The 14286-nt window shown below is 67.3% G+C and carries 10 protein-coding genes; 9 read left to right on the forward strand and 1 reads right to left on the reverse strand.

The genetic code is table 11. The features are described 5' to 3' along the window. Positions 1-399 precede the first annotated feature (399 nt). A complete protein-coding gene (locus HII28_RS12290; protein ID WP_170025648.1) occupies positions 400-1503 on the forward strand; it encodes a substrate-binding domain-containing protein in 1104 nt (367 codons plus the stop codon). A gap of 238 nt (positions 1504-1741) precedes the next feature. On the opposite strand, the gene HII28_RS12295 is transcribed toward HII28_RS12290, so the two are convergent. Then, positions 1742-3064 carry an MATE family efflux transporter gene (locus HII28_RS12295; RefSeq protein ID WP_170025649.1) on the reverse strand — a complete coding sequence of 441 codons (1323 nt, stop codon included), beginning with the start codon at positions 3062-3064 and terminating at the stop codon, positions 1742-1744. A 369-nt stretch (positions 3065-3433) separates the two neighbouring features. Here HII28_RS12295 and HII28_RS12300 point away from each other — a divergent pair, with 369 nt between their 5' ends. The 8 genes from HII28_RS12300 to HII28_RS12335 all read left to right on the forward strand — a co-directional run bounded on the left by HII28_RS12300 (position 3434) and on the right by HII28_RS12335 (position 14109). After that, positions 3434-4375 carry an ABC transporter ATP-binding protein gene (locus tag HII28_RS12300; RefSeq protein WP_170025650.1) on the forward strand — a complete coding sequence of 314 codons (942 nt, stop codon included), beginning with the start codon at positions 3434-3436 and terminating at the stop codon, positions 4373-4375. Then, positions 4375-5991: a hypothetical protein gene (locus HII28_RS12305; protein WP_170025651.1), complete on the forward strand. Its 1617-nt coding sequence runs from the start codon at positions 4375-4377 to the stop codon at positions 5989-5991. Before HII28_RS12300 ends, HII28_RS12305 begins: the two co-directional genes overlap by 1 nt. Positions 5992-6160: 169 nt before the next feature. Further along, the gene (locus HII28_RS12310; RefSeq protein ID WP_170025652.1) at positions 6161-6646 is read left to right on the forward strand and encodes a helix-turn-helix domain-containing protein; all 486 of its coding nucleotides are present in this window, start codon (positions 6161-6163) and stop codon (positions 6644-6646) included. A gap of 28 nt (positions 6647-6674) precedes the next feature. Further along, positions 6675-8696 (forward strand): M13-type metalloendopeptidase, encoded by a 2022-nt coding sequence (locus tag HII28_RS12315; RefSeq protein WP_170025653.1) that lies wholly within the window; start codon positions 6675-6677, stop codon positions 8694-8696. A 132-nt stretch (positions 8697-8828) separates the two neighbouring features. After that, positions 8829-9737 carry a serine hydrolase gene (locus HII28_RS12320; RefSeq protein ID WP_170025654.1) on the forward strand — a complete coding sequence of 303 codons (909 nt, stop codon included), beginning with the start codon at positions 8829-8831 and terminating at the stop codon, positions 9735-9737. Between the two features lie 678 nt (positions 9738-10415). Further along, the gene (locus HII28_RS12325) at positions 10416-11636 is read left to right on the forward strand and encodes a branched-chain amino acid ABC transporter substrate-binding protein (RefSeq protein WP_170025655.1); all 1221 of its coding nucleotides are present in this window, start codon (positions 10416-10418) and stop codon (positions 11634-11636) included. A 125-nt stretch (positions 11637-11761) separates the two neighbouring features. Further along, a complete protein-coding gene (locus HII28_RS12330) occupies positions 11762-12790 on the forward strand; it encodes a branched-chain amino acid ABC transporter permease (protein ID WP_170025656.1) in 1029 nt (342 codons plus the stop codon). After that, positions 12787-14109 (forward strand): branched-chain amino acid ABC transporter permease, encoded by a 1323-nt coding sequence (locus tag HII28_RS12335; protein WP_170025657.1) that lies wholly within the window; start codon positions 12787-12789, stop codon positions 14107-14109. Before HII28_RS12330 ends, HII28_RS12335 begins: the two co-directional genes overlap by 4 nt. Positions 14110-14286 lie beyond the last annotated feature (177 nt).

The following is a 14286-nucleotide window of genomic DNA, read 5'->3' on the forward strand; positions in this document are numbered from 1 at the left end:
CGCCGGTCGGCGGTGATGGAAGAAGGTCGTTTGCGGGAGATAGGGCGTGGCATCCGCTCCGCCCGCGACCCGGACGGCCGTCGGAACCCGGGCGGCCGTCCGAGACGGGTTGCGGACTGTGCCCGCCACGGCGCCCCCGCCGTTGCGGTGCACGGACGCGGTAACCGCAACTCACCGGAGGATGAGTCTGATGGATCGATTCGAGACGTTCGCGTTCTCGAATCGATTCGACCGCGTCTTTCGCCTAAGCTAGCGAATCGGATGCCGACCGTCAAGACGACAGGTGTCCGCGGCTCGCCCGCAGTCCGGTGTGCGAGACGTGCCCGCCGTCCGTTGGGCGGCATCCATGCATCCGGCCGATGACGCGCACCCGCGGATCGGCCGCACGAAGGGAGTCGGATGCCCGATCACGATTCCAGCCGCCCGACCCTCGCCGACGTCGCCGCGAAGGCCGGCGTCTCGGCGTCGACCGCGTCGCTGGCGTTCAGCGGATCCGGTCCGGTCGCAGAGTCCACCAGGGAGCGCGTGCTCCAGGCCGCGAGGGATCTGCACTACGCCGGTCCCGACCCGCGGGCCAGGTCGCTGCGCCGAGGGCGCTCCGGCATCATCGGCGTCGTCATCGAGGAGCGGGTGCGCGAGGCGTTCAGGGACCCGATCGCCATCGCCCAGTTCGACGGCCTCTCCGAGGAGATCGGCCACATCGACGCTGCGCTGCTGATCCTCGCGGCCGCGGGTCCCGCCCAGCCGCTGGCCGGCGTGAAGGCGATGCCGTCGCAATCGACCCAGGCGGTCACGGTGGAGGACGCCCCGATCGATGCCGCGGTACTGATGGGATGCTCGCCCCGGCTCGCCGACAGCATCTCCGCACTGCGCAACCGGGGCCTGCCCGTCGTGGCGATCGAGGGATACCCGGCGGACGGCATCCTGGTGATCGAGCAGGACAACAAGGATGCGACCGAGCGCGGTGCCAAGCACCTCGAGCAGCTCGGCCACGAGCGGGTAGCGATCGTCACGTTGCCGCTCGACCTGTTCCACCACCGGGGGTTCGTCACCGACGAACTGCTCGCGATCAGTTCGTCTGCAACGGCGCTGCAGCGGCTGGAGGGCGCGCGCGCGATCTTCCCGGATGCCCCTGCCTACGCCGCCGCCGGAAGCTACGTCGACGAAGGACGCCGTGCAGCGCGCGAGATCCTCTCCGTGCCGCCCCAGGACCGGCCGACCGCGATCATCGCGCAGAGCGATCTGCTCGCCGTCGGAGTGATCCGGGCAGCTGAGGAGCTGGGCATCTCGGTTCCCGACGAACTGAGCGTGATCGGCTTCGACGGCGTGCGTGTCGACGGGTTGTGGCCGTACGAGCTCACCACGCTCGAGCAGCCGGCCTACGAGAAGGGTCGGGCTGCAGGGCGCGCGATCGTGCGGATGCTCGCCGGCGGCGAGGCGGAGCCCGTCGCGTTCACGAGCGTGCTCCACGTCGGCAACACGACGGCGCCGCCCCACCCCTGACCGTCCGCCTCGTCACTCTGCCCGTACCCCGCGCCGTGGGCGCGTTCCGCGCACCCTCTCGCGAGAGTGCCCGATTCCTCCGCCCCAGGGTGCCCGAACCTCCTCCCGAGAGTGCCCGAATCTCCGCGCGAGAGTGCCCGATTCTCCGCGCGAGAGTGCCCGATTCTCCGCGCGAGAGTGCCCGAATCTCAGCGTGAGGTGCCCGAATCTCCGCGCGTGAGTGCACAAATCCGCTCGGTCAGGCGCGGACGGCGCCCGTGACCACCCAACGGCTGCCATGGGCCCGCACGCCGAGGGTGACGGCGCGAGCCCCGAGGTATCCGAGCGCGAATGCCAGTGTCAGCCACGAAAGCGCGTGGCTACCGCCGAACGCGACCGCCAGCCACGCCAACGGCACGAAGACCGCGAGGTTCGCTAGGCCCGTCGCGGCGAGGTAGCGGGCGTCCCCGGCCCCGATGAGCACGCCGTCGAGCACGAACACGTAGCCGCCCAGCGGCGTCGTGGCGCCGAGGATCGCCAGCGGTACGGGGAGCAGAGCCAGCACGTCCGGGTCGGTCGTGAAGACCCATCCGAACACCGGACTGATGGCGATCAGCAGCACGCCGACGACCGTGCCGCCGCCGACGCCCCACCACAGACACCGTCGGAGCACCGCGCGAACGGACTCGAGATCCCCGCGGCCGAGATCCCGTCCGATGAGAGCCTGAGCAGCGATCGCCAGCGCGTCGAGCGCCAGCGCCACAGCGTTGTAGACGGCCATTGTCACCTGCCAGGCGGCGAGGGCATCAGACGAGATATCCGTCGCGAGGAAGACGGCGAGCACGATCGCGGCCCTCAGGCTCGCGGTGCGCAAGAACAGCCACCAGCCCGTTCCGGAGAGTCCACGGATCCCGGCCATCCGTGCGCGCAGCGACGCGCCGACGCGTCGCGCGTGCCGCACGGCGACGCCGAGGTAAACGGCGGCCATGCCCCACTGCGCGATCACGGTTCCGACCGCCGATCCCTCGACGCCGAGTCCGACTCCGTAGATGAAGACGCCGTTCAGCGCGATGTTCGCCGCGAAGCCGCCGGATGCCACCCACAGCGGTGTGCGCGTGTCCTGCAGTCCGCGCAGCAGACCGGCAGCCGCATACACGATGAGCATCGCCGGCAACCCGGCCATGGACACCGTGAGATAGACGGATGCCGGCTCCGCGACATCCTGCTGCGCCCCGAACAGGCCGACCAGGGTCGGGGCCAGCGCCGCGCCGACGACCGCGAGCACGACTCCGATGCCTGCCGCGAGCCACATCCCGTCGATGCCCGCTTCGACGGCCTCGCGCTCGCTACCCGCGCCGAGACGCCGCGCAACCGTGGGCGTCGTGCCGTAGGCGAGGAACACCATGAGCCCGACGATCGTCTGCAAAATGGCGCCCGCGATGCCCAGGGCTGCCAGCGGAGCGGATCCGAGGTGGCCGACCATGGCGGAGTCGGCCAGCAGGAAGAGGGGCTCCGCCACCAGAGCGCCGAATGCCGGGATCGTCAGCCGCATGATCTCGCGGTCGATGGCGCGGCGGGGCATCCCACGACTGTATCCGCGGCCGGGAGGACGCGAGTCCTACGCACGAGACCAGACGCGGCGAGCAGGGTTTCGCACTTTGGGGCGTAGGTACGGGCACTGTGGGGCGTAGGTACGGGCACTGTGGGGCGTAGGTACGGGCACTTTGGGGCGGAGGGACGCACACCCTGGGGAGGAGAAACGGGCACTTTCGGAAGGAGGAACGGGCACTTTCGGGAGGAGGAACGGGCACTTTGGGGAGGAGGGACGCGCACCCTCGGGAGAGGGCGTTGCGGACGGCGGGGGAGAAGAGGAATATCGGCGTTCGGTACGGCCGTTAGCGTTCCGTTAGGAAGATTCACAATTTTGTGAAACGAGCGTAATGTCACGCTCATGACCTCAGTGATAGAGACCCGGGGACTGCTCAAGCGGTTCGGACGGGTCCACGCTCTCGACGGACTCGACCTCACGGTGGGGGAAGGCGAAGTACACGGCTTCCTCGGGCCGAACGGCGCAGGCAAGTCCACCACCATCCGCGTGCTGCTCGGGCTGATCCGGCCATCGGGCGGTGAGGCGAAGGTCTTCGGCGAAGACCCGTGGGGCAAGGCCAGCCGTCTGCACGAGCGGATCGCCTACGTCCCGGGCGACGTCGCGCTCTGGCCGAACCTGACCGGCGGCGAGACCATCGATTTCATGGCTCGGCTGCGCGGCGCGGACACGCGCTCGTCCGACTACAAGCAGCGTCGCGCCCGCCTCGTGGAGGCATTCCAGTTCGACCCGCGCAAGAAGGCGGGCACGTACTCCAAGGGCAACCGGCAGAAGGTGTCCCTCATCGCGGCATTCGCGGTGCCCGCGAGCCTGTACATCCTCGACGAACCCACCAGCGGCCTCGACCCCGTGATGGAGGCCGTGTTCTCGGAGGAGGTCGAGAGCATCAAGAGGAACGACGGCGCGAGCATCCTGCTCTCCAGCCACATCCTCTCCGAGGTGGAGGCGCTCTGCGATCGGGTGACCATCATCCGCGCGGGAGCCGCCGTCGAGTCCGGCAGCCTCGCAGACCTGCGCCACCTGACCCGCACCGAGGTGTCGTTCCTCGCCGAAGGCGTCGAGCTCGCCTCGGTCGAGGCCATCCCCGGAGCGCACGACGTTACCGTCGAATCCGACCGCATCCACTTCACCGTCGACAGCTCGGAGGTCGCCGCAATGCTCCCGTCGCTCGGCGCACTGCACGTGCAGGCGCTGACCGTGACGCCTCCGTCACTGGAAGAGCTGTTCCTGCGGCACTACGGCGACGAGATCACGGCTGCGGACAACTCGCTGGAACGGGTCTCGTGATGAGTGCGACAGCAGTACTCCTCCGGTTCCGGTTGCGCCGCGACCGAATACTCGTCCCGGTCTGGGTCGTCGTCATGGCGTTCAGCGTGCTGTTCGTCGCAGCGGCGCTCGCCTCCACGTACAACACCGAGTCGTTGCGGGTGGCCGTCATCAGGCTGGCCAGCGTCGATCCGACGCTGCTTGCGCTGCGCGGGGACCCCGACGGGCCGTCGGCCGGCTCGTTCTTCGTGATGGAGATCGGCGCCTACCTCCTCATCCTCGTCGGCTTCATGAACACGTTCCTCGCCGTGCGGCACACGCGTGCCGACGAGCAGGCCGGACGCGCCGAGCTCGTCCTCGCCACGCGGGCGTCGCGTCCGTCGATGACCGCTTCCACGCTCATGCTCGCGGTCATCGCCAACGTGGGCGTCGGACTGTTCGGCGCGCTCGCCGCGATGGCGACCGGATACGACGTCCCTGGCTCCATCGTGCTCGGCTGGGCGCTCGCCACGACGGGCATGGCGTTCTTCGGCATCGGGCTCCTGTTCGGCCAGATCTTCTCCACCTCGCGTGCGGCGAACGGATGGGGCTCAGCGGCCGTCGCGTTCTTCTGGGTCGTTGCCGCAGCCGGGAACGCTGCAGGCAAAGTCTCCAGCGACGGATTGCACGTGACGCCCGGTGCCGCCATCTGGTTCACGCCCATCGGATGGGGTCTGCGCACCCTCCCGTACACGCAGAATCTGTGGTGGCCGGGTCTGCTGAGCCTGGCGCTCGCCGCCGTGCTCATCGTCGTGTCGGTGCTCCTGCAGGGTGTGCGCGACACCGGCGCGGGACTCGTCGCGGCGCGGCTCGGGCGAGGAACGGCATCCGCCGTGCTGCGTGGCCCGATCGGACTGGCATGGCGGCTGCAGCGCGGATCGATCATCGGCTGGGGCATCGGCGCGGTGCTCGGCGGCGCCGCCATCGGAGGCCTTGGCAAGACGCTCAACGACAGCATCAGCCAGAACAAGGACCTGTCGAAGGCGATCGACGAGATGGGCACAGGACACGGCACCGTGTTCGAGGTGTTCATCGGCGTGATGATCGCGCTGATCGGACTGGTGGTGGCCGGTGCCGCCATCCAGACGGCCATGCGGATGCGTCAGGAGGAGGCCGCGACGACCGCGGAGCTCGTGCTGGCCACGCCCGTGTCGCGACTGCGCTGGTTCCTGTCGTACGTGATCGTCGGGCTGGTGGCATCCGCCGTCATCCTCACGGTGGCCGGGATCGTCGCGGGAAGCGCCCTGGCGACCATCGATCAGAGCCTCGTCGGACAGACGATCCTGCTCTCGATCGCCCAGCTGCCTGCCGTTGCCGTGTACATGGGGGTCACCGCCCTCGTGTTCGCCGTGATCCCGAAGCTCACGATCGCCGCCGGATGGATCGTGTTCGGCGTCGGCGTCGTGCTCGGCGAGTTCGGCAGCCTGCTGAACCTGCCTGACTGGGTGCGACAGGTGGCGCCGACCGCACACACGGCCGTTCCGCCGATGTCGTCCGCCGACTGGAGCGGAACCTGGTGGCTCATCGGGATCGCCGTGGTCGCCTTCGCCCTCGCGGCGATCGTGTTCACGAGGCGGGGGTTGGTATCGCAGTCCTGACGCACTGTCGGCGATGAAGGTCGAGCCGCACGGTGATTCCGCATTCCGGCGGAAGACCGTGCGGCGGACCGGCAGAATCTAGGGTGGGCTGCCGAATCCATGGTCGGGTGAGGATGCAAAGGCGCCGCAGCCCAGCAGGAATTCGTAGCAGCCCTGAGGGGGAGGTGTCGTGGCACACGACGATGACAAGTTGCGCGAGTACGCCGAGCACGCCTCGGCGCTTCTGAATGGGGCAGGATTCCCGCGGATGCCCTCGAGAGTCCTGCTCGCACTCACCGTGGCCGACGGCGGTCTCACCGCTGCGGAGATCGCCGATCGACTGGATGTGAGCGCAGCTGCCGTCTCGGGTGCCGTCCGCTATCTGCAGACGCTCACCATGGTGCGCCGCGTCTCGCAGCCTGGCAGCCGGCGGGATGTCTACGAGCTGCCGAACAACTCCTGGTACGCCGCGAGCATGTCGGAGACCCGTATCTTCGACGCGATGATCACGCTGACCGCCGGCGTGCTGCCGTCCGTGGGCGAAGAACACGGCGAGGTGGTGCAGCGCCTCGAGGAGATGCTCGGATTCTTCACCTTCATCCGGGGTCGGCTCCCGGATCTCCTGCAGGAATGGGACACGATGCGCAGGCAGGAGCACGAAGCGCCCGCCACGTAGGGTCCGTTGAATCCGTAGGCTGGAGCGCATGACTGACGCGGCGCAGAAGCCAGCAGAGACCGGTACCGACTCCGTGCTCGATTCGGGCATCCTGCTCGACGAGCTCGACCCGGGCATCCGTCCCCAGGACGATCTCTTCCGGCACGTGAACGGCAAGTGGATCAACCGCACCGACATACCGGCGGACAAGGCCAGGTGGGGGTCGTTCATGATCCTGGCCGAAGAGTCGGAGAAGGCCGTGCGCGAGATCATCGACGCCGCCCAGGATGCGCAGGAGGGCACAGAGGCGCGCAAGTTCGGTGACCTCTACTCAAGTTTCATGGACACGGAGCGCATCGAGCAACTCGGCGTCAGTCCTGTCGAGTCCCGTCTCGCCCTCGCGGGCAATGTCGCCTCGATCGACGACCTGCTCGAGACCATCGGACACCTGGAGAAGAGCGGACTGAGCGGCTTCTACCAGCTCTTCGTCGACAACGATCCCGGCAACCCCGAGCGCTACCTCGTGTTCGTCGAGCAGGGCGGCATCTCGCTTCCCGACGAGAGCTACTACCGCGAGGAGCAGTTCGCGCCCATCCGTGCAGCGTTCGTCGCGCACGTGCAGCGCATGTTCGAGCTCGCCGGATTCCAGGATGCCCCGCGTCGCGCGCAGAACGTCTTCGACCTCGAGACGGCCATCGCGAAGCATCACTGGGACAACGTCGCCAGCCGCGACAGCGAGAAGACCTACAACCTCTTCAGCTGGACGGATGCCGCATCCCTCGCCCCCGAGGTGGCCCTCGGCGTGTGGCGGAACGCGCTCGGCGCCCCCGACGGATCCCTCGACGAACTCGTGCTCCGACAGCCGAGCTTCACGACCGGTCTCGCCTCGCTCCTCACCGCGAACCGTCTCACCCAGTGGACGGACTGGCTGAGCTGGCGGGTGCTGCACGACGCGGCGCCGTACCTCAGCGGCGACTTCGTCGACGCGAACTTCGACTTCTACGGCCGCACCCTCACCGGCACCCCGCAGATCCGCGAGCGGTGGAAGCGCGGCGTCTCGCTCGTCGAGGGTGCGATGGGGGAGGCCGTCGGTCGCGTCTACGTGGAGGAGCACTTCCCGCCTGAGTCGAAGCGGCGCATGGACATCCTCGTCGGCAACCTCATCACCGCGTACGAGAAGTCCATCCGCACGCTGGACTGGATGGGCGAGGACACCCGCAACCGTGCGCTCGACAAGCTCGCCAAGTTCACGCCCAAGATCGGCTACCCGGTGAAGTGGCGCGACTACTCGAGCCTGCTCGTCGATCCGACGGATCTCATCGGCAACGTCCGTCGCTCAGCCGAGTTCGAGTTCCACCGCGAGCTGGGCAAGATCGGCAAGCCGCTCGACCGCGACGAGTGGTTCATGACGCCGCAGACCATCAACGCCTACTACAACCCGGGGTTCAACGAGATCGTGTTCCCTGCGGCCATCCTGCAGTTCCCGTTCTTCGAGCCGAATCGGGATGACGCGGCCAACTACGGCGCGATCGGCGCGGTCATCGGGCACGAGATCGGGCACGGCTTCGACGACCAAGGCTCCAAGTTCGACGGCGACGGCAAGCTCGATGACTGGTGGACCGGAGCGGATCGCGCTGCGTTCGAGAAGCGCACGCACGCGCTGATCGCGCAGTACGACGCGCTCGCCCCGGCCCAGGTGCCGGAGAACCACGTCAACGGAGCCCTCACGATCGGCGAGAACATCGGCGACCTCGGCGGGCTCGGCATCGCCTGGAAGGCGTACCTGCTCTCGTTGAACCCGTCGACGGGCGCTGGACACAAGGCCGAGGAGCCTCCGGTGATCGACGGCCTGACCGGCGCACAGCGGTTCTTCCTCTCGTGGGCCCAGGCGTGGCAGCAGAAGGGTCGCGACGCTGAGGTCGTGCGACTGCTGGCCATCGATCCGCATTCGCCGAACGAGTTCCGCTGCAATCAGATCGTGCGCAACATCGACGCGTTCTACGACGCGTTCGACGTGCAGGGGACGGATGTCGCGTGGCTCGATCCCGAGGCTCGCGTAAGCATCTGGTGATTCGGCTCCGACGGCCGACCGCGGCAGATCCGCCCGGTCGGTCGTCGTGGTTTGATGGAGGGAATCGGGATGCCGCGACGGGGGGAGCAGCATCCGTCTTACGTCCGCACGTCGATGAGGAATGACCAGATCGTGAGCGCTCCCGTCCAGGGTTCTGAACGTCGAGCCAGGCACAACGGGGGCCGCCGCGGCAAGCACCGCGGCCACGAGCCGGGCGAGAGTTTCAGCCGCGGATTCGCAGCGCTCGGCGAACTCGCACTGGCGGGAGTGCAGGTCTCGGCGCGCGCCGTCGACCTCGCCACCGGAGCCGTGCTGTTCTCCGTCGACGACCACGTGGTCATGCCGACGGCGTCGATCGGCAAGGTGCTGCTGCTCATCGAGCTGGCGGCACGTCTGGAGTCCCGCGAGACGAGCTCGCTCAGCCTGGTCGATCGCACCCAGTCGGATGCCGTGGCCGACTCGGGCATCTGGCAGCACCTCGCTGCTCCCTCCCTTCCGCTCGCCGACCTCGCGGCGCTGGTCGGTGCGACCAGCGACAACCTCGCCACCAATGTGCTGCTGCGTCGCATCGGACTCGCCTCCGTGCGCGTTCGCACCGAGCAACTCGGCCTGAAGCACACGGCGATGCTGGATCTCGTGCGCGACCATCGCGGACCGGATGACGCACCGCAGCTCTCGGTAGGAAGCGCCAAGGAGCTCACCTGGCTGTTCTCCGCACTGGCAAGGGGAGAGGTGGTCGACGCCGCAACGAGCAAACGGGTCATCGGCTGGCTCTCGCTCGGTCACGACCTCTCGATGGTGGCCAGCGCGTTCGGACTGGATCCGCTTGCGCACCGCGCACCCGATCACGGATTGCTGCTCGTCAACAAGACCGGCACGGATTCCGGCGTGCGCGGCGAGGTCGGCGTTCTCCGAGGTCCGCGCGCGGGCGTGGCGTACACGGTGTGCACGGCGTTCGACGACACGGATCTGTCCGCGCGGCTCGCTGTGCTGGACGGCATGCGGGCGGTCGGCCGCGACCTGCTCGACTACGTGCACTGACGACTGAGGCGAGAGCCGAGCGAGCTTGCTCGCTCGGCCGAGTCGATGGAGTCAGTCGAGCGCTGTACCGCGACTACTGACGACTGAGGCGAGAGCCGAGCGAGCTTGCTCGCTCGGCCGAGTCGATGGAGTCAGTCGAGCGCTGTACCGCGACTACTGACGACTGAGGTGAGCGTCGAGCGAGCTTGCTTGCTCGGCCGAGTCGATGGAGTCAGTCGAGCGGCGCACCGCGACTACTGACGGGGCTGCGCCGACCGCTTCAGGCCCGATCGGGCGCGGCGGTCCGGTTGGTGTCGATAGTGCAGAGTGCCTTAGCGTCCGGGCATATGCCCGAGCCGGAATACTCGGCGACCCGACCGCCGTCGACCGGCCTCGGACGGACGGACCCGGGGTCCTGGACGATGTTTTCGGCACGCGCTTTTCCGGGTGTCCGACGCGGCCCGACGCTCCCGGATCCCGCTCGCCGTCTACTGACTCGGAGTCAACACGACCCGGACGAAGACGGCCGGATCTGCACGGAACGTGGCCGTGCGACCGTGTAATCACTTTGTAAAGATTTGGCACAATGCCTGCCCGATCCGTTGCGGCGCGTGAGAACACTCGTCTACGGTTCTTGAACATTGCAACCGTGTAATACGGGGCCCGACACCCCGGCACAGACGCGTGAAAGGCATTTTCATGGCATCCAAGAGGATCATCGGGGCGCTCGCCGCAGCAGCAGCGGTGGCGCTCCTGACGGCTGGTTGTGTGAACCAGGCGTCGACCGGAGGCTCGACCTCCGCAACGAGCAAAGTCGACCTTCCGGTCCAGACGACGATCGACGTCCCGAAGGACGCCGTCCTGCCTGCCGGTGATGGCAAGGCGACGTGCGACAGCAACCTGACCCTCGCCTACATCGGTGCGGAGACGGGCCCGAATGCTCAGCTGGGCATCAACATCTACAACGGCGTACAGCTCGCGATCGACCAGCACAACAAGGCAAACCCGGGCTGCCAGGTTCAGTTCAAGAAGTTCGACACAGAGGGCGACCCGACCAAGGCGACCGGCCCTGTGACGCAGGCCGTCAACGAGCCGGACATCATCGGCGTCGTCGGCCTTCCGTTCTCCGGTGAGTCGCAGGCGACCGGTGGCATCTTCGAGCAGGCCGGCCTCGTTCACATCACGGCGTCGGCCACCAACCCTGGCCTGACCAAGAACGGTTGGACGACGTTCTTCCGTGCCCTCGGCAACGACAACGTGCAGGGACCGGCAGCAGCGACCTTCATCACCAAGGAGCTGAAGCTCCCGAAGGTGTACGTCGTTCAGGACGACTCCGACTACGGCATCGGCCTCTCCACCGCCATCCAGAAGGCGCTCGGTTCGAAGGTCGACGGCACCGACAAGGTGACGACCGGCCAGAAGGACTTCTCCGCGACGGTCAGCAAGATCATCAACGCGAAGCCCGACGCGGTGTTCTACTCCGGCTACTACGCGGAGGGCGCGCCGTTCGACCAGCAGCTGGTCAACAAGGGTTACAAGGGCGTGTTCGTCGGTCCCGACGGCGTGAAGGACGACCAGTTCATCAAGCTGGCCGGCAACGCATCCGACAACGCGTACTTCACCTGCCCCTGCATCCCGGGCGAGCTGATCAAGTCGTTCTCCGACCAGTACCAGGCGGCGTTCAACGCGGCTCCTGGCACGTACTCGATCGAGGGCTACGACTCGGCGACCATCCTGCTTGCCGGTATCGACAAGGGGAACACCGACCGGGCCAAGCTCAAGGACTGGGTCAAGAACTACAACGCCGATGGCCTGAGCAAGCACTACCAGTGGGACTCCACAGGTGAGCTCGCGAAGTCGACGGTGTACGGCTACAAGGTCGACAGCGGCAAGATCGTGTCGGTGGGAGCCATCGGATAGCTGAAGCGCGAGATATCGGCCGCGCCGTGGGGCGTCACGATGAAGCCCCACGGCGCGGCCATGCTTGACCCGAACACCCGATCCCGACGACGAAGTCGGGATGGACACGGCACCGGAAGAACCACATGCTCGCAACCCTCCTTTCCCTGCCGGCTGCACTGCCGGCATCCGTCGCCACCGACAACAGCTGGATCAGCTTCGACGTCAACTCACTGATTCAGAACTTCTGGCCCGCCACTTTCGACGGACTGACCTTCGGCGCCATCTATGCATTGATCGCACTGGGTTACACGCTCGTCTACGGCGTGCTCAACCTCATCAACTTCGCGCACTCCGAGGTGTTCATCATGGGGTGCTACGGGGTGGTGGCGACGCTGACCACCCTCGGATTCGGTCCCAGCGCGCCGAACCTCTCCATCTGGGCCATCGTGCTGAACCTGACGCTGGCGATGATCGTCGGCATGGTGTTCTCGGTCGTCACCGCGTTCATCGTCGAGCGGGTCGCCTACCGTCCGCTTCGGCGCCGTGGTGCGTCGCGGCTGGCGTTCCTCATCACTGCCATCGGTGCGTCGTTCACCATCCAGTACACGATCTTCCTGATCAGGGGCGGCAATGCCGAGCCGGCAGTGACGATGTTCATTCCGACCCCGGTGTTCCAGGTGTTCGGTGCGATCATCGACAGTCAGCAGCTGACCATCGTGATCGCGGCGATCGTGTTGATGATCGCGACGGATCAGTACATCCGTCGCACCCGAGTGGGACGAGGCATCCGCGCCGTCGCCCAGGATCCCGACACAGCCACTCTCATGGGCGTGAACAAGGACCGGATCATCGTCACCACCTTCGTCATCGGCGGCATCCTCGCGGGTGCCGCCGCTTTGTTCTACGTGATGAAGGTGCCGAGCGGTGTCATCTACAACGGCGGATTCGTGCTCGGCATCAAGGCGTTCGCGGCAGCCGTGCTCGGCGGTATCGGCAACGTCAGGGGCGCGCTCCTCGGCGGTCTGTTGATCGGCGTCATCGGCAACTACGGGCAGCTGCTGCTCGGCGACTCGCAATGGACCGACGTCGTCGCCTTCATCGTGCTCGTGCTGGTGCTTCTGGTGCGGCCGTCCGGATTGCTCGGACAGACCCTCGGAAGGAGCCGCGCATGAGCGCCATCGGAGGCGGCACCCCGATGCCTACCGCCCGCACCACCCAGTTGCTCGACAAGAACGAGTCGGTCGGAGGTCGCAGGCAGTTCCTCGGCGGATGGCGGCGCCGCTGGAATCGCATGGCGCGCTGGCAGCAGTGGCTGTTCCTGCTCATCGTGCTGGCCGCTGTCTACTACCTGCCGGTCGCCAACCCATGGCTCATCACGACCGAACCTGGCAACGACTTCCCGATCGCGTGCTTCCAGATGGCGGTCTACGCGCTCGTCGCCGTCGGCCTGAACGTGGTGGTCGGCTTCGCGGGCCTGCTCGACTTGGGATACATCGCGTTCTTCGCGATCGGCTCGTACACGGCGGCGTTCTTCACCTCGCCCGACTCGACGCTCATCCACCTGCCCTACCTGTGGACGCTGCCCCTTGCGCTCGGAATCGCGATGGTGTTCGGCGTTGCGCTGGGACTCCCGACGCTCCGTCTGCGCGGCGACTACCTGGCGATCGTGACGCTCGGCTTCGGTGAGATCATCCGCATTCTGGCGACGATCATTCCGGCGGCAAGAGGCCAGGTCGGATTCAAGGAAGTCGGGCATCCGCCGGGGACGGATGCCCAGGGTCACCCGATCTTCTCCGTCTCGAACGGCACCCCGTGGTACTGGCTGGCCGTCACGATCGTCGTGGTGATCCTGCTGCTCGTCGGCAACCTCGAGCGCAGCCGCGTGGGCCGCGCCTGGATAGCGATCCGCGAAGACGAGGACGCCGCGGAGATCATGGGTGTGCCCACCTTCAAGTTCAAGCTGTGGGCCTTCGCGATCGGTGCCGGGATCGGCGGGCTCTCCGGCGCATTGTTCGCCGGTCAGGTCGGCTTCGTGAACAATCAGAAGTTCGACGTCGCCACGTCGATGCTGTTCGTCGCGGCCGTCGTGCTCGGCGGATCGGGCAACAAGGTCGGTGCCATCCTGGGTGGCGCGATCGTGGCGTACATCCCATTGCGGTTCACGGCGATCGCCGACTACAAATACCTGCTCTTCGGCGTGATCCTCATCATCCTGATGATCTTCCGCCCACAGGGGCTCATCGCGGCGAAGGCCCACCTGCTGACGTACTCGAGGGTGATCGGCGACAAGATCAGGGAGTTGAGGGACGCGCGGGCGAAACCAGGCGATCCCGTGCCGGCTGCTGGGACCGCATCCGTCACTGCGACGGACACCGCGGACGCCCGTGCTGACGGCGGTGCCCTTCGCAGCGATGCCGGCTCCGGCGCGGGCAGCGTTGGGAACGGCCCTGTTCAGGACACCGCCGACGGCGCGAAGGGAGGCGCGGAGTGAGCGAGCCACGCGACGGCATCCCAGAGGGCGAACGTCCCGAGCAGGTGCCGGTCGAGAACGACCCGAACATCGGCGCCATTCCGGAGCCGGTCCCGAACCGGGGGCCTGAGGATGCCGACCTGACCGACATCGGGCCGGATCCGTCGCCGGCCGCCGACGCCGACGTGCCCGACGAAG

The sequence above is a fragment of the Planctomonas sp. JC2975 genome, from assembly GCF_012985205.1.
Classification (GTDB): Bacteria; Actinomycetota; Actinomycetes; order Actinomycetales; family Microbacteriaceae; genus Humibacter.